This is a genomic window from Stenotrophomonas sp. 14P6.2.3 (assembly GCF_057799055.1).
In genome coordinates, this window is the sequence record NZ_JBYOLA010000018.1 from 17,940 (window position 1) to 32,239 (window position 14,300).

A 14,300-nucleotide genomic window follows, 5' to 3' on the forward strand; every position below is an offset into this window, starting at 1 on the left:
CCTCAGATCTCGGCCTCGAAGATGATGCTGATGCCACCGGATTTCGGCGCGACATAGCCCGAGGCACCTGGTGACATGCCACCTGTTGCAACGCCAGCTGTGATCGCCGCGCCCGATACCGAAACCGGGATGACGTTGAACGACGAGCCAGGAGCATTGCCACCGTTGATGCCAAATCCGGTCATGTTCACACCGCTGCCAAGGGTCCGCGCCGAGGGTTTGCTGCGCATCGGTTGAAATGCCAGCTGGCCTACGCAGTCGAACTGCCCCAGGGCCGTACACACCGAAAATGCGTCTCCCGCATTGATGTCGATGCGCTGCGCGTACCAGCCACACAGCGCCGCTTCATGGGAAAGAAGCCGGGTGTCATAGCCGGTCGCCGTGCCTCCCTCCTCCCACTGCAACTGCCCGAAGAACAGCTGCCCCGACTGCGCCCCGAGACCGGCGTTCCGCACGTCGAATCCGCTACCGGATGACAGCCATACGGCCACTGCCACGTAGTGATTCGTGCTCGCCACTGTCTTGCCGGAGACCGACGGTAGCGTGGTCGTCTTGCTGATGTGGTTGATACCTACATCCAGGCTGAAGACCTCTGCGTTCAACCCAAGTATCGTCTCTGAGCCACCGGTACCGAAATTCTGCAGGAACTCAACCGCGATCTTTCGCCCAGGCGCCCCTGAGTTGTAGACGGTGAAGGACACAGTGCTGAGTACGCCAGCAAACGTGCGGACATTCTCAACCCGTTGTTCGAACACAAAGTAATGCCCGAAGGCATCGGTGTTGTCGTTCGAATTGGCACCCATCGAGAGACGCGCATTACCGAATACACCGTCCCCTGGCACGTTGTTGTTTGCAAAAAGCCCAGCGTCGACCATCGATCCAATCTGAACGAACCACCTATCCGGGCCATAGCCGGTCTGCGTCACCGGCGTTCCTCTTGTCCAGAAGTCGAAATTGCCATTGATGAGCCGGTTCTTGCCGGGAATGCGCCCATGAATGGCATTGTCAACAGCAGCAGGAAGCGTTCTGATGGCCGCTTGGACCTCCGCCTTTGCCTGGTCTGCTTCAGCCTGGATCTCCGTCTTCAGTTGCTCGACGTCTTCCACGATGGTCGCAACACTGCCCAAGGCGCCATACACTTCGGCGAAATTCTCGTTGATCTTGGTAAAGGCCGGGCGCTGTGTTTCACCCCGTTTACCATTCGCCTGAATGGTATCGAGGTCGATTATCTTTCTTGTCATGTTCTGGTCCTCGTTGCCTACGACGTGCCTCAGGCACGATGGCAACAATGGCGTTTGTGGGTCACGAGGCAGCGTCCGCCGCTGGCCATTCGAATGCCGCGGGCTGTGGTAACAACACCTTCAGCTGCTCCCAGGTCTGCACTCCGTCCGTGCACTCCATCGCCATTCGCTGCAGGGCAATGCTCACCGCATCACGCCAGGCGACCATGGCGACAGCCTCCTGGGCAAAGCGCTGAACGGAACTGTTGATGTAGCTGCAGCAACTCTCGATGGAGTCGTAGCCGCGCGCTTGAATGTGCGTCAGCATCCATGCCCACGCGTGCCCACGCAGCACCCGCTGATGTTCGGGCGAATTGACTGCGTAGGGAGGCGGAGCCGGCTGCGCTACATTTCCGGCCATCAGCCACTCCTGGTAGCCCCCCCACATCCAGTGTCCGCGAGGAATGAAGGTGCCGGTCTCCGTGCACTTGATGATGTCGGCTTGGTCGGTAAGTTGATACATGTCAGATCTCCGCGTCCGCCGTCCAATGGAAGGAAGAACCCCAGGTTCCCGCAGCCGAAACGTAATTGACCTGCGCGCCGGACTGGCCTGGATTGACGATCGCGGTAACTGTGCCAACGCCACCATCTGCACCCGCTATTCTTCCGGCCGCGCCGGTGACATCGCTGTAGACGGTGTAGGCCGGCGTCGCCCGCTTCAGCACCCGGCATCGGATATGCGATGTACTGCCTACACCGACCGACCGGTCATAGAACTGGTTGTCTCGACCGGCACCATCGGCAGTTCCCGGAGCAACGTCGACGTTGTAGCTCTTCTCGTAGTAGCGCTGGCACAGAAGCAGCTCCTCCGAATCGTTGCGATGCTCGTACTCGGTTGCCACGGCGCCCTTCTGCAGCTGCATGCAGGTGAACGAGAAGGAGCCAGACTGAGCCGTGAGCGCACCTGCGTAGGCCGCCGGTGCGGCCAGGTCCACGATCACATGGAGCTTGCTGTTCGGCCCCACTTTCTTGCCTGTGATGCTCGGCAGATCAACAGTGAAGGAGCGTAGGGATGCTGCCGTTCCGATCTCCTGTGCCTGGGCGTGAACGATGACGTCGGTCGATCCATTCGCCCCGAAATTCTGGATGAAGCGCACACCGATCTTCTTCCCGGGCGTGCTCGCCCAGGTCTGCATGCTCAACGTCACCTTCGAACCTGCCAGTGTCTGTACACCTTCTACCGGCTGGGTGAAGAACGCCTCGGTGGAGGCCGTCGATCCGGAGAGATCGCAGTTCATGTAGCTGGCTACACCGAACTCCGGCGTTGCAAATTCCTGCCGGCTTGCCGCTATCTGCCCGGCACCGGTGCACACGATCTGGAACCTGTCCGGAACATACACCGCAAGAGGGGAGACAACCGTCCTGCTCAACCCTCGCTGCCAGAAGCGGAAGGCACCATTGATCAGGCGGTTCCCCGCTGAGATCCGCAGGCCGGTGGCCCCATCCAACGTCTCTCGGATTGCGTCCTGCACATCATCCAGACCGTCGTAAACCTCCGCAAAGTTCTCGTTGATCTTGGTGAACGCCGGGCGCTGTGTTTCACCTCGCTTTCCATTCGGCTGAATGGAATCAAGGTCGATCGTCTTTCTTGCCATTGCTGGTTTCCTGAAGTCTGGATGGCCGCGAGGTACAACGTCGTGGCCGTTGATGGGCTGGCCTTTCCTGATCAGAGCTCAGCGTCGGCCCACCAGTGCCACCACCCGCCCCATCGGCCTGGGTTGTTGGTCCAGCTCACTTCGTAGCCGGATGGAGATGCGTAGTTGACCAGGCAGGGAACGCGGGAGATGTTGTCTTCCGCGATGTGTCCATCCTGCTGAATGTTGTCGGCCGAGATGATCATCACGTACGGATGGGCGCGCTTGCTGACCTGGAATCGCACGCTCTGGTAGTGGGCCACCCCCTGGGTGTTCAGCGAGAATGCCTCACGGCCCTCGTTGTGCGGCGTATTGGGCTGGATCTCCAGGTTGTAGCTCTTCTCGTAATAGCGCTGACACAGGGCCAGTTCCACGCCGGGTGGTCGCCAATCGAATCGCGTCGCGGCACGCCCGGATTCGACTTGGAACTGGGTGAAACCGAATGAGCCGTTCTGGCCTGCCAGTGCACCTCCGTAGCCACCGGCGCAGAGATCGAAGACCACGTAGATGTGGTCGTTACCGTTGCTACCCAGCTGCTTGCCCTTGGTGCTCGGCAACGTAACGGTAAGCGACTGCCGCGTTGCCCCGGTGGTCAACGTCAGCACACCCGCCTCGGTGGACGTCTGTGCCGCAGGCGACCCACCGGTTCCGAAGTCCTGGATGACCCGCACCCCCACCTTGCGGCCGGCCACGTCGCCGTTCGCCCAGACCGAAATCGTGATTGCGCCGCCGGCACTGCGCACACCTTCGATCCTCTGCCCCATCCAGGCACCACTGCTGGCGACGGCCCCGGAGACCGTGCAGACAAGGATGGAGCGGGTGTCGTCCGGATAGCCGATCTGCTGGCCGTCATACACCACGCGCTGGATGTCCTGGCTGCAGTTCAACGCAGAGTTGGAGAAGCGATCGGCGAAGAATGTTTCCGCCCCGAGCGTTCCTGCCCCGCTGCCGACCCGGCCAGAGTTCCGGCGTTGCCAGAACTGCAGGCCACCGTTGATGAGGAGATTTCTACCCGGGACGCGCTCGGTAATGGCATCGTCCACGGTCTCCGGGATCTTCGCCACGTCGACCAAGGCATCGTAGACCTCCGCGAAGTTCTCATTGATCTTGGTGAATGCCGGGCGCTGTGTTTCACCCCGCTTTCCGTTCGGCTGAACGGAATCGAGGTCGATGATTTTCCTTGCCATTGCCATCTCCTACGGCTGGTACGTCTGTTCGAACGTCGCGGTGATACTGAACACCGATCCACCCAGATGGCTGTCGGTGTAGGTGTCGCAGCCGTACAGGCCGGTACCCAGCGGACCTCGCCAGAAGAAGCTCTGGCCCACATGGCCATCCAGAAAGGCAACGATCTCGCTGATCGTCCTGCGATTGCCGACGAACTGCAGCTGGTAGCTGCGCAGGCGGGCATTGAGCCCATCCGGCGCGGCCTGCGCGTATCCATCGCCGAAGCGCGCACGCTTGACGGTGGCGGTGGTGGTGCCAGTGCTCTGACTGGTTGCTGCCCAGGTAAAGGTGTCGGTCATCGTGCTGCACTCCTGCTGAGGACGCCGCCAGCCTTCATGTCACGCATCTGCAGGTCGCGGTACTTGCGTTCCACGAACTGGCCGATCTCGTTACCGAACTGCTGCAGCATGCTTTCGTTGCTGGTGACTTCCTTGCCGCCGTTGTTGTCGATGCGGATGTTGACTCCCACACCGCCACCGCCACCGTGTGCCGCCACTCCCAGGCGCCCGTCGGGCCCGCGCTGCAGCGGCATGATCGCTTCAGGCCCCGCTTCACCGAATACGCCTGCGCCCTTGGCGAAGGCGAACAACTGCGGGGTGTTGTAGATGCCACCGGAGTAAGCCGACAGGCTGGGCGATGCATAGACGCCGCCGAGTGCATTGGGTGTCATGTTGCCGCCGCTCAACCAGCCCGTGTTGTTGCCGAACCCGCTCGCAAAGCTGGAACTGGGTGCTGCGCTGGCTCCGCCAAAGAAGCTGGCGATGGTCTTCACCCCCCATACGATCGCCTGCTGCAGGGCGATGCGTTCGAGATCGGCAATGATGGCTTTGGTGAGGTCGCGGAAGCCGGACTTGCCCGTGGTCACGAACTTGTAGAGCGCCGTCTCGGCGCCGGCAAAGGCCTTGTCGAAGGCCGCCTTCGTCGTTGTCGCAGTGTCTTCAGCCTTGCTCAGATAGCTGTCAAATGCAGCCTCCACACCTTTTCCTGCACCGGCAAAGCCCGTCTTCTTGTCTGCTTCTTCAGTCGCTTCTTTCTTCTCGGGCGGAAGCAGGGGCACGCCGTTGAGCATTCCACTGCCGTACTTCCGCTGTTTTTCAACGAAGTCGGGTACGTTGATCGAAGCAAACGGCGCGACGCCCAGCGCACCCGTGCTCAGAGGGTTGGCCTGTCGGCTCTCGATAGCTGCCTGCGTGGCAGCCGCTTTCATTGCCGTCGCGGTCAGTTGCTGCACCAGTGTGCTCATCATGGAAACACTGCTGCTCATGACAGTATTCAGTGCCTGGTGCAGCACTGTGGCCTGGGTGAGCTGGACGGGCAGCTGCTGTGCAGCGGTGGCGAGCTGGCTCACGCTCTGCGTTGCCGCTTGTGCGGCGGAGGCGACGATCGCGCTGACCTTGACAGCGGCAGCCGAGTCACTGAGCGTTGTATCGCTCATGAAATTCTCCTGGCATGAAGGAGGCCCCGCGCGGTGGCGGGGCCATGATAGAGCCATCGGCAGGTGCCGATGGCGGCTTAGTGCTGTTGCATGTGCTCCAGAGCCGCGCGTTCGATGATGCGGATTCCCGCCATCACTTCATCGCGCTTGTCCGGCGCGAGTGCCTCGCGCTCCAGCTCCTGGTAGACCACGTTGTAGTCCAGCCCGATCGGGCCACCTGCGCCGACGCGCCACTGGGTGGCAACCCGCGAGAAAAGTTCGATGGGAAGCACGCACTCCGGCCACAACTCGACCTGTGGTGGCGGAAAGTGCTTTGCCTTCAATCCAAGCTGCATCAGCTCGGATTCGGTGGGGGCCCGCCAGTACAGGGCCCCCACCGCCTCGATCAGTTTCCCTTGCGTGCGACCTGCAGGGCCTGGGTGTAGCCACCGATGATCGCGCCATCGAGGCCGGCCTGCTGCTGCAGCGCCAGCTCGACGCCGGCGGTGTCCAGCGCCACATCGGCATCCCAATCCACCACGATGTCCAGGATCGCCTGTGCCACGCTCAGCTCGTCCTCGGCCAACCGCTCCAGCAGACTGGCGTAGTCAGCCACCGGCAGATGACGGTAGGTCAGGTTGAGCTTCTGCTCGCGACCGTGACCGATGATGGTCAGGGTGCTCCTGAAACTCTCCGGCGCCTTTACCTGGAACATCAGGCGCCCTCGACCAGGATGGAGTCAGCCAGCGCGGTGAAGGTCGCGGTGGTGCCCATCGGGGTGTTGGCGGCCATGGTCGGGTCGCCGTTGTAGCTCAGGTAGCCGTACCAGTACAGCACGTCGCCGCCGACCAGCTTGGCACGCAGGATCACCGGTTCGCCCTTGGCGTCGACGTTCTTCAGGGCCGAGTACCACGGCTTCTTCGGATCGTAGAACAGCGGCAGGGTGATGGTCTTGGCGTTCTTGAAGGTCGGCATCTGCACCTGGCGGCCGGTCGGGTCCTCCAGCAGCGTGCCGCTCCAGTACTGCTGCTCGCCACCGGCGGTGGTCGGGTCGCCCTGCTGGTCCAGGTCGACGAAGACACCGGCCTTGCGCAGCACGCCGGCACCGCTGGTGGCGGGGAACAGCACGTTGTCGGTGGTGTCGATGCCCAGCAGTTCAACGCTGCCGGTGGCTTCAGCACCGGCACGGGTCGCACGGTTGTTCAGGGCCGGCCAGCCCGGCAGTTCAATGACCACCACATCGCCGGTGTCGACGCTGTTGGCGGCGACGCTGGCCAGTGCCGGCGCGGCCTTGGAGATGGCGGTGGTAGCGATGGCGGTGGAGATGACCGGTGCGAAGCCGAACTGGGTGCCCTTGGGAAGCTTGAGTGCCATGGTGTATTTCCTCGTTGGATAAGAAAAACCCGGCGGTTGCCGGGTTGGGGTGTTGCACGGATGAAGCGGTTTACAGGTCGGCGTACCACAGGCCGAAATCGAGCCGCGCGCCGTACTTGCGCAGCACGGGTTCATGCACGGCGATTGCAGCGCCGAATGACTCGGCCGTCGGCAGTCCCGCGCAGACCTTGTCTTCGATGTCGCGGATCAGGGTGTTGGCCTGGGCGCGACTGTCTGCCCAGACCGTCAGCTGCACGCGAGCGTGTTTCTGTCCGGGAATGGAACCTTCGTTGAACCACACGGACTGTCCACCCACCTGCTGGTAGACAGCACACGGGTAGATGACCGGTTCCGGCGGAACATCGGGATGCAGCCGGCCCTGCAGCAGGGGGCCCAGCAACGCATGCAGCTGTGCTTCGTAACTCATCGCAGTGTCCTGGTTGGCGTCACTCAGGCCGTGCCTGAAGACTGTTCGGTGAACAGCACCGTGGTCTGGCGCCGACTGAAGTCCGGGGCAACACCGGTGATGTCGAAGACCCTGCCGTCGTGCACGATGCGCATGCCGGCCTGGATGCCGGCCTGCCGCGCGGCCGCAAGGCGGACATGGAACCGCTGGCGGCGGATCGTTGCCGGCAGTCGGCTATCAAGCGTCAGCCGCTGCATGCTGTTGGTGGCATCGGCGGTGATCGCGGTCCATAGCTCGGCCACCGGCTGCCAGGCATCCAGCGGCTGTCCCCACGCATCTACGCGACCGTCCTGCCGCTCGACCCGGATGCGACGGTTGAAGTGGCCGGCGTTCATGGGATCGCCGCCAGTCGGTAGGGATCGAGCAGCGCGGCGACGCCGAACGGCAGCGCCATCGCGATGGCGACACTGCCAATCGGCACGTCGATGGCGGATGTGGAAACCACCACCGCTTCCCGATGCGCATACAGGTGGCCCAGCAGCAGGCGCACTGCAGCGCGGATGCTGTCGTTGGCCGGCAGGCCCTGCAGCAACTTCGCGCTGCGCTCGGTGGCCACGGCCAAGCGGCGATCCGCAACGTCGCGCATGGCCTTTGCCTTGGCCGCGTTGGTCTCGGCATTGGCGGCGGCAACCGCGGCTTCATGCCCGGTCACCGCCGCCGCCATGTCCTGCGGCAACTGGTCAAGCGCCAGGTCCAGTGCCGGCTGGTCGGCAAACAGCGTCCGTCCCAGGTAGGCCGACGCCGCGTCGGTTGCGGCCGCCAGCAGGTCGCCCAGGATCGCGTCGTCGTAGTCGCCGTCGATACGGCAGTGCGTGCGGCACTGCTCAAGTGTCAGCAGGGGCATCGAATCCTCCTTCGTTGATGGATGTTGGATGCCCCGACCCTGCGCACGCGGCTACGCCGCACGCTGTCATCTAGGACGGCGCGAAAAGGGGCAGGGTCGGGGCGGAAACAGAAACGGCCCCACCAGGAATGGCAGGGCCGCAAGCACGATGACAAGGCGCCGCGGGCGGCATAAACGCAAAAAGCCCCCGGCGGTCGCCAGAGGCTTGTATGTCATCGTGGTTGAAAAGATACGCTGCAGGTGTGCACCCGTCAATCCGTAAACCGTCACCAGTCTGGTGACTTTTCCGGGGCCTGCGTCAGTGCGGTCACAGAGGCGTGCGGTCGTCTGGATAGAATGGTGTAGCGCCGCTTCCGCAGCGCGTTCACCGCTGGATTCCCGCATGCCTGCCACCACCGAACGCTACTTCGATACACGCACCGAACAGGGCGTGCTGCGCCTGTCCATCGTCGGCTCGCTGCTGTTGGCTGCAGCGGCGGTGGTGTTCGGCCTGCTGGCCAATTCTTCGCTGATCATCTTCGATGGCATCTACGGCCTGATCGACGTGGTGATGACCTGGTTGTCGCTGCTGGTCGCGCGGCTGATCGCGCTGTCCACCCAGACCGACGCCCTGCAGTCGCGCCTCAACCAGCGCTTCACCATGGGGTTCTGGCACCTGGAACCGATCGTGCTGGGAGTGAGCGGTACGTTGATGATTGGTGCAGCGTTGTATGCACTGGTCAATGCGGTCGATGCGCTGATGTCGGGTGGGCGGCAGATCGCGCTTGGCCCCGCGATCATTTTCGCGGCGCTGTCGATCGTGGCCGAGAGCGCGCTGGCCTGGTTCGTGCTGCGTGCGAACCGGCGCATCGGCTCGGAGTTCATCGCGCTGGATGCGAAGAACTGGGTGATCGCCGCGAGCATGTCGGCCTGCTACCTGGCGGCCTTCCTCGGCGGTGTGCTGGTGCACGGCACGTCGTGGGCATGGGTCGGACCCTACATCGATCCGGCCATCCTGGCGTTCGTCTGCGTGCTGGTGATGATCGCGCCGCTAGGCACGGTGCGGCGCGCGCTGGCCGGCATCCTGCTGGTCACGCCGCCGGAACTGCAGGCGCACGTGGATGCGGTGGCGCGGGGAATCGTTGCAAAGCACGGCTTCGTCGAACACCGCAGCTACGTGGCCCAGGTAGGCCGTGGTGAACAGATCGAGCTGTTCTTCGTGGTGCGCGAGGACGACCCGCCGCGGCCCCTGCTGGAGTGGGACCACCTGCGCGATGAAATCGGTGATGCGTTGGGCGAATCGTCGCCGGACCGCTGGCTGACCATCATGTTCACCACTGACCGGGAATGGACGATCTAGGCTGACAGGACGTTCAATCAAGCTTTTCGGACTTGTTGTAACCCAACGTGTGCAGAATCCGGGCAAAGTAGGCTCCAACGCACCACCCACCCACTGACCAGGAGCATCCCGATGTCCATCGAAAAGGTTCTGTACACCGCCCAGGCCACCTCCACCGGCGGCCGTGAAGGCCGTTCCGTGTCCTCCGACAACGTGCTGGACATCCAGCTGTCGACCCCGCGCGAGCTGGGCGGCGCTGGCGGCCCGGGTACCAATCCGGAACAGCTGTTCGCTGCGGGCTATTCGGCCTGCTTCCTCGGCGCACTGAAGTTCGTCGCCGGCCAGGCCAAGGTCGCGCTGCCGGCCGACACCACCGTGACCGGCAAGGTCGGCATCGGCCAGATCCCGACCGGTTTCGGCATCGAAGCCGAGCTGACCATCAACGTGCCGGGCGTGCCGCGCGAGCAGGTGGAAGAACTGGTGCAGAAGGCGCACATCGTCTGCCCGTACTCCAACGCTACCCGCGGCAACATCGACGTGACGCTGATCGTTGCCTGATGCGGTGATGCCGGCCAGCGGCCGGCACTACCAAACGACTGGGCAAAAAAATGGGCGGATGCCGGTCGAAACCGTGCATCCGCCCATCCCACCTTCGCTGTCCCGCAAGGGGGCATGAGGTTGCCGGCCAGCGGCCGGCACTACCAGGTCACTTCTCGCTCGTAATGAGCTGCACGACGCTGGAGAAATCCAGCTTGCCGCGCCCGGCCTGGTGATTCATCGAATACAGATTGCGGGCCACTTCGCCCAGCGGGATCGAGGCGCCGACGCTCATCGCCGCTTCCACCGCCAGGCCCATGTCCTTCAGCATCAGGTCGCTGCCGAAACCGCCGCTGTAGCCGCGCGACGCCGGTGCGTTTTCCAGCACGCCCGGCCACGGGTTGCACACTTCGGTGGCCCAGCTGCGGCCGGTGCTGACCGCCATCATCTGCGACAGCACCTTGGGGTCCAGCCCGTGCGCCACGCCAAGCGCGATGGCTTCGCCGGTGACGGCCATGATCACGCCCAGCGCCATGTTGTTGCACAGCTTGGCGACCTGGCCGGCGCCGCTGGCACCCACATGGAAGATGTTCTTGCCCATTGCCTGCAGCACCGGGCGGGCGCGTTCCAGCGCGTCCTCCTCACCACCGACGATGAAGGTCAGCGTGCCGGCCTGTGCACCGGCAGTACCACCAGACACCGGTGCATCGATCATCTGCAGGCCCCGTGCGGCGGCCGCTTCGGAAACCTTGCGCGCGCTGGCGGGGGCGATCGTGCTGCAGTCGATGACCAGCGCACCGGCGGGAATCGCGGCAAGGATGCCGTCGTCGCCCAGGTAAACGCCTTCGACGTGGCGGCTGGCCGGCAGCATCGAGATCACCACCTCGGCGTCAGCCAGGGTCTCGCGTGCCGATGCAGAAGCACTGGCGCCTGCATCGACAGCGGCCTGTACAGCGGCCGGCACCAGATCGAACACGCGCACGGTGTGGCCGTTCTTGACCAGATTGGCGGCCATCGGGCCACCCATGTTGCCCAACCCAATGAATGCTATGCGGCTCATGCCAGGCTCCTTTCAACGACAGGGGTGCCCAGGTCGGCCAGCGGATGCGCGGCATCGGCCCAGGGAGAAGCGAAGAACGTATCGGCCCATGCGCGGCTGGCCTCGACCAGCGTGGCCGGGTTCCACGATGGAGTGCGGTCCTTGTCGATCAGCAGCGCGCGGATGCCTTCGGCAAAATCGCCATGCGCAGCACAATGCAGGGCCGTGATGTATTCCAGCCGGTACACGCTCGCCAGGTCCTGACCAGCACTGCGGCGCTGCAGTTCGAAGGCCAGCCGTGCCGAACCCGGCGCACCGGCGGCCAGCGTCTTCTGTGCGGCCTGCAACCAGGCATCATCGGTCTGCAGGGTGCTGATGCGTTCGACGATGGCGGCGAGATCATCGCCTTCGCACAGCGCATCGACCTGCGCGGCATTGGCCAGCAGCGGACCAGTAGCCGCATCACTGGCGAACGACAGCAGCAGTTGCGACAGGCGTTCGTGGTTGCGTGCAGCATCGGCCGACCACGCGACCTGCAGCAGCGCATCGAACACCGCGCTGCGGCGTTCCTCGGCCACGTGCACGTCGGCCAGGCCGGCATAGATCGCATCGCCGGGGTTGAGCAGCGCACCGGTCAGTGCCAGGAACAGGCCACCGTTGCCCGGCACACGCGGCAGCAACCAGCTGCCGCCGACATCGGGGAACAGGCCCACGGTGATTTCCGGGAAGGCCAGCTTGGAACGCTCGCTGACCACGCGATGGCTGGCGCCGGACATCAGGCCGATGCCGCCGCCCATCACGATGCCATGGCCCCAGCACAGGATCGGCTTGGCGTAGGTATGGATCAGGTAGTCGACGCGGTACTCGACGTCGAAGAACTCGGCGGCGTAGTCGTTCTCGCGGATGTCCGTGTGGCCGGCCTCGCGGTAGGCGAGCATGCTCTGGTACAGGCTGTGCAGATCACCGCCGGCACAGAATGCCTTTTCGCCCGCGCCCTGCAGCACCACCAGCGCGATGCCGTCATCGTCGGCCCAGGCGTTGAGCTGCTTCAGCAGCAGGTGCGCCATCGGCAACGAGAAGCCATTGAGCGTGCGCGGTGCGTTGAGCGTGGCGATGCCGATGCGCGTGCCGTTGCCAGCGGCGCGTTCTTCGAACAGTACCGGTGCTTCGGCAACGTTCGTGTCGACCGCAGTCATGCGTTCTTCCACTGCGCGGCGCGCTTTTCAAGGAAGGCACTCACGCCCTCGACCTGATCGGCGGTGTCGAACAGATCGACGAAGGCCTCGCGCTCGGCCACCAGTGCTGAAGCATGGGTGCCGGTGCGGGTGGACTGCACCAGGGTCTTGCAGGCGGCGATGCTGGTCGGGCTCTGCTTGCCAGCCTTCTTCGCCCATTCCAGTGCCAGCGCCTTGGATTCGCCCTTGCCGACCTTTTCTTCGGCAAGACCAATCCGCACCGCTGTCTCGGCGTTGATGCGCTCGCCGAGCAGGATCATGCGCTTGGCCCAGCCCTCGCCGACCAGGCGCGGCAGGTTCTGGGTGCCACCGGCGCACGGCAGCAGGCCAACGGTGGCCTCCGGCAGCGCAACCTGGGCATGGTCTTCGATGATGCGCAGATCGCAGGCCAGCGCGCATTCCAGGCCGCCGCCCATGGCGTAGCCGTTGATCGCAGCAATCGATACGCCACGGAACGCAGACAGCGCCTCGAAGGCTTCACCGAAACGGCGCGCCGCTTCGCGTGCGGCCGCCTTGTCGCCGGAGGCAAACTGGTTGAGGTCGGCACCGGCGGAGAAGAACTTCTCGCCGTCACCGGTGATCACCAGCGCGTAGATGTCGCGGTCTGCGTTGAGCGCGCCCACCAGGTCGCGCAGCGCCGACAGGCTGTGCACGGTCCAGGTATGCGCCGGCGGGTTGTTCAGGGTGACCACGGCGGTGTGGCCATCGGCCTCGACCTTCAGGCCCACGTGCTCCTGGGTACGCCAATCCTTCATCGCAGTTCCTCTTCGGTGTTGAGCAGGTGACGGGCAACGATCACCCGCATGATCTCGTTGGTGCCTTCCAGGATCTGGTGCACGCGGCTGTCGCGCAGCAGGCGCTCGATCGGATATTCGCGGATGTAGCCGTAGCCACCGTGGATCTGCAGGGCTTCGTTGCAGATGTTGAAGCCCGCATCGGTGGCGAAACGCTTGGCCATCGCGCACCACACGTTGGCATCGCTGGCACCGGCATCGAGCTTGCGCGCAGCGGTATGCACCATCTGCCGCGCCGCGACCAGCTCGATGGCCATGTCGGCCAGCTTGAACTGCAGTGCCTGGAATTCGGACAACGCCTTGCCGAACTGGCGGCGCTCGCCCATGTAGCGGCGCGCTGCATCCAGCGCACCCTGCGCAGCACCCAGCGAGCAGGCGGCGATGTTGATACGACCACCATCGAGCCCCTTCATCGCCAGCTTGAAGCCGCCGCCTTCCTCTCCCAGAAGGTGGCTGACCGGCACGCGGACGTTTTCGAAGGTGATGCCGCGGGTGGGCTGGCTGTTCCAGCCCATCTTCTCTTCCTTGCGGCCGTAGCTGATGCCCGGCAGATCGGCCGGCACCGCGATCGCGCTGACCCCGCCTGCACCAGCACCGCCGGTGCGTGCCATCACCACCAGCAGTTCGGTGGCACCGGCGCCGGAAATGAAGGCCTTGGAGCCATTCAACACGTAGAAATCGCCATCGCGCACGGCGCTGGTCTTCAGCGAGGCCGCATCCGAACCGGCACCCGGCTCGGTCAGGCAGTACGAGGCCAGCTTGCTGCCCGATGACAGGTCATTGCCCCATGCATCGCGCAGGGCCGGCTGGCCCCACTTGGACACCATCCACGACGCCATGTTGTGGATGCTGATGTAGGCCGCGGTCGACGGATCGACGTTGGCGAGCTCCTCGATGACGACGGCGGCGTCCAGTCGGCTCAGGCCGCTGCCACCTACTTCCGGGTCCATGTACAGACCGCAGAAGCCCAGTTCACCGGCCTTGGCGATCGCCTCGCGCGGAAAGATGCCCTCCGCATCCCATCGCGCGGCGTGCGGCGCCAGTTCGGCCTGTGCGAAGTCGCGCGCCGCTTCGCGGTACGCCTGCTGCGCTTCTTCCTGTTCCGTCGTCATCGAGTGGCTCATGGCTGCTCCCTGCT

Annotated in this window: 18 protein-coding genes; 2 read left to right on the forward strand and 16 right to left on the reverse strand. The window is 64.1% G+C overall.

Annotated features, from left to right (window positions below; genetic code table 11):
• Positions 1-2: 2 nt before the first annotated feature.
• The 12 genes from AC27VL_RS14315 to AC27VL_RS14370 all read right to left on the reverse strand — a co-directional run bounded on the left by AC27VL_RS14315 (position 3) and on the right by AC27VL_RS14370 (position 8,239).
• Positions 3-1,241: a hypothetical protein gene (locus AC27VL_RS14315; RefSeq protein WP_488767059.1), complete on the reverse strand. Its 1,239-nt coding sequence runs from the start codon at positions 1,239-1,241 to the stop codon at positions 3-5.
• Positions 1,242-1,302: 61 nt separating this feature from the next.
• Positions 1,303-1,743, reverse strand: a complete 441-nt coding sequence (locus AC27VL_RS14320; RefSeq protein ID WP_488767061.1) for a hypothetical protein — start codon at positions 1,741-1,743, stop codon at positions 1,303-1,305.
• Position 1,744: 1 nt separating this feature from the next.
• Positions 1,745-2,875 carry a hypothetical protein gene (locus tag AC27VL_RS14325; protein ID WP_191078459.1) on the reverse strand — a complete coding sequence of 377 codons (1,131 nt, stop codon included), beginning with the start codon at positions 2,873-2,875 and terminating at the stop codon, positions 1,745-1,747.
• 71 nt (positions 2,876-2,946) lie between these two features.
• On the reverse strand, positions 2,947-4,101 hold the full coding sequence (locus AC27VL_RS14330) for a hypothetical protein (protein ID WP_191078460.1): 1,155 nt from the start codon (positions 4,099-4,101) through the stop codon (positions 2,947-2,949).
• 9 nt (positions 4,102-4,110) lie between these two features.
• Positions 4,111-4,440 carry a phage tail protein gene (locus tag AC27VL_RS14335; RefSeq protein WP_100554442.1) on the reverse strand — a complete coding sequence of 110 codons (330 nt, stop codon included), beginning with the start codon at positions 4,438-4,440 and terminating at the stop codon, positions 4,111-4,113.
• Entirely contained in the window at positions 4,437-5,576 is a 1,140-nt protein-coding gene (locus AC27VL_RS14340; protein WP_100554441.1) for a phage tail tape measure protein, read from the reverse strand. Before AC27VL_RS14340 ends, AC27VL_RS14335 begins: the two co-directional genes overlap by 4 nt.
• A gap of 77 nt (positions 5,577-5,653) precedes the next feature.
• A complete protein-coding gene (locus tag AC27VL_RS14345; RefSeq protein ID WP_100554523.1) occupies positions 5,654-5,911 on the reverse strand; it encodes a DUF1799 domain-containing protein in 258 nt (85 codons plus the stop codon).
• A gap of 50 nt (positions 5,912-5,961) precedes the next feature.
• Positions 5,962-6,270, reverse strand: a complete 309-nt coding sequence (locus AC27VL_RS14350; protein WP_100554440.1) for a phage tail assembly chaperone — start codon at positions 6,268-6,270, stop codon at positions 5,962-5,964.
• Entirely contained in the window at positions 6,270-6,929 is a 660-nt protein-coding gene (locus AC27VL_RS14355) for a phage tail protein (protein WP_100554439.1), read from the reverse strand. The genes AC27VL_RS14350 and AC27VL_RS14355 overlap by 1 nt, the downstream gene beginning before the upstream one ends.
• 70 nt (positions 6,930-6,999) lie before the next feature.
• A complete protein-coding gene (gp17, locus tag AC27VL_RS14360) occupies positions 7,000-7,356 on the reverse strand; it encodes a tail completion protein gp17 (RefSeq protein ID WP_100554438.1) in 357 nt (118 codons plus the stop codon).
• Positions 7,357-7,379: 23 nt separating this feature from the next.
• Positions 7,380-7,730: a head-tail adaptor protein gene (locus tag AC27VL_RS14365; protein ID WP_488767065.1), complete on the reverse strand. Its 351-nt coding sequence runs from the start codon at positions 7,728-7,730 to the stop codon at positions 7,380-7,382.
• Complete coding sequence (locus AC27VL_RS14370) at positions 7,727-8,239, reverse strand: head-tail connector protein (protein WP_488767067.1); 513 nt, start codon at positions 8,237-8,239, stop codon at positions 7,727-7,729. Before AC27VL_RS14370 ends, AC27VL_RS14365 begins: the two co-directional genes overlap by 4 nt.
• Before the next feature lie 382 nt (positions 8,240-8,621).
• Between AC27VL_RS14370 and AC27VL_RS14375 the strand changes: the two genes are divergently transcribed.
• Together AC27VL_RS14375 and AC27VL_RS14380 are read left to right on the forward strand one after the other, a co-directional pair.
• A complete protein-coding gene (locus AC27VL_RS14375) occupies positions 8,622-9,578 on the forward strand; it encodes a cation diffusion facilitator family transporter (RefSeq protein WP_488767068.1) in 957 nt (318 codons plus the stop codon).
• A 111-nt stretch (positions 9,579-9,689) separates the two neighbouring features.
• The gene (locus tag AC27VL_RS14380; protein ID WP_004153735.1) at positions 9,690-10,115 is read left to right on the forward strand and encodes an organic hydroperoxide resistance protein; all 426 of its coding nucleotides are present in this window, start codon (positions 9,690-9,692) and stop codon (positions 10,113-10,115) included.
• Between the two features lie 148 nt (positions 10,116-10,263).
• Here the strand turns inward: AC27VL_RS14380 and mmsB are convergent, their stop codons facing one another.
• Genes mmsB through AC27VL_RS14400 form a run of 4 tightly spaced genes read right to left on the reverse strand, consistent with a single transcriptional unit; the run spans position 10,264 to position 14,286 of the window.
• On the reverse strand, positions 10,264-11,154 hold the full coding sequence (gene mmsB / locus AC27VL_RS14385) for a 3-hydroxyisobutyrate dehydrogenase (RefSeq protein WP_089241468.1): 891 nt from the start codon (positions 11,152-11,154) through the stop codon (positions 10,264-10,266).
• The gene (locus AC27VL_RS14390; protein WP_488767071.1) at positions 11,151-12,329 is read right to left on the reverse strand and encodes an enoyl-CoA hydratase/isomerase family protein; all 1,179 of its coding nucleotides are present in this window, start codon (positions 12,327-12,329) and stop codon (positions 11,151-11,153) included. The genes mmsB and AC27VL_RS14390 overlap by 4 nt, the downstream gene beginning before the upstream one ends.
• A complete protein-coding gene (locus AC27VL_RS14395; RefSeq protein ID WP_100554433.1) occupies positions 12,326-13,123 on the reverse strand; it encodes an enoyl-CoA hydratase in 798 nt (265 codons plus the stop codon). Before AC27VL_RS14395 ends, AC27VL_RS14390 begins: the two co-directional genes overlap by 4 nt.
• Positions 13,120-14,286, reverse strand: a complete 1,167-nt coding sequence (locus AC27VL_RS14400; protein ID WP_100554432.1) for an acyl-CoA dehydrogenase family protein — start codon at positions 14,284-14,286, stop codon at positions 13,120-13,122. The genes AC27VL_RS14395 and AC27VL_RS14400 overlap by 4 nt, the downstream gene beginning before the upstream one ends.
• Positions 14,287-14,300: the final 14 nt, after the last annotated feature.

Coding starts and splice junctions, on each gene's coding strand:
- AC27VL_RS14345 (WP_100554523.1), bottom strand. CDS start 5,911: ATGCAGCTTGGATTGAAGGCAAAGCACTTTCCGCCACCACAGGTCGAG.
- AC27VL_RS14395 (WP_100554433.1), bottom strand. CDS start 13,123: ATGAAGGATTGGCGTACCCAGGAGCACGTGGGCCTGAAGGTCGAGGCC.
- AC27VL_RS14390 (WP_488767071.1), bottom strand. CDS start 12,329: ATGACTGCGGTCGACACGAACGTTGCCGAAGCACCGGTACTGTTCGAA.
- AC27VL_RS14320 (WP_488767061.1), bottom strand. CDS start 1,743: ATGTATCAACTTACCGACCAAGCCGACATCATCAAGTGCACGGAGACC.
- AC27VL_RS14315 (WP_488767059.1), bottom strand. CDS start 1,241: ATGACAAGAAAGATAATCGACCTCGATACCATTCAGGCGAATGGTAAA.
- mmsB (WP_089241468.1), bottom strand. CDS start 11,154: ATGAGCCGCATAGCATTCATTGGGTTGGGCAACATGGGTGGCCCGATG.
- AC27VL_RS14365 (WP_488767065.1), bottom strand. CDS start 7,730: ATGAACGCCGGCCACTTCAACCGTCGCATCCGGGTCGAGCGGCAGGAC.
- AC27VL_RS14370 (WP_488767067.1), bottom strand. CDS start 8,239: ATGCCCCTGCTGACACTTGAGCAGTGCCGCACGCACTGCCGTATCGAC.
- AC27VL_RS14335 (WP_100554442.1), bottom strand. CDS start 4,440: ATGACCGACACCTTTACCTGGGCAGCAACCAGTCAGAGCACTGGCACC.
- AC27VL_RS14355 (WP_100554439.1), bottom strand. CDS start 6,929: ATGGCACTCAAGCTTCCCAAGGGCACCCAGTTCGGCTTCGCACCGGTC.
- AC27VL_RS14340 (WP_100554441.1), bottom strand. CDS start 5,576: ATGAGCGATACAACGCTCAGTGACTCGGCTGCCGCTGTCAAGGTCAGC.
- gp17 (WP_100554438.1), bottom strand. CDS start 7,356: ATGAGTTACGAAGCACAGCTGCATGCGTTGCTGGGCCCCCTGCTGCAG.
- AC27VL_RS14325 (WP_191078459.1), bottom strand. CDS start 2,875: ATGGCAAGAAAGACGATCGACCTTGATTCCATTCAGCCGAATGGAAAG.
- AC27VL_RS14375 (WP_488767068.1), top strand. CDS start 8,622: ATGCCTGCCACCACCGAACGCTACTTCGATACACGCACCGAACAGGGC.
- AC27VL_RS14350 (WP_100554440.1), bottom strand. CDS start 6,270: ATGTTCCAGGTAAAGGCGCCGGAGAGTTTCAGGAGCACCCTGACCATC.
- AC27VL_RS14400 (WP_100554432.1), bottom strand. CDS start 14,286: ATGAGCCACTCGATGACGACGGAACAGGAAGAAGCGCAGCAGGCGTAC.
- AC27VL_RS14330 (WP_191078460.1), bottom strand. CDS start 4,101: ATGGCAAGGAAAATCATCGACCTCGATTCCGTTCAGCCGAACGGAAAG.
- AC27VL_RS14380 (WP_004153735.1), top strand. CDS start 9,690: ATGTCCATCGAAAAGGTTCTGTACACCGCCCAGGCCACCTCCACCGGC.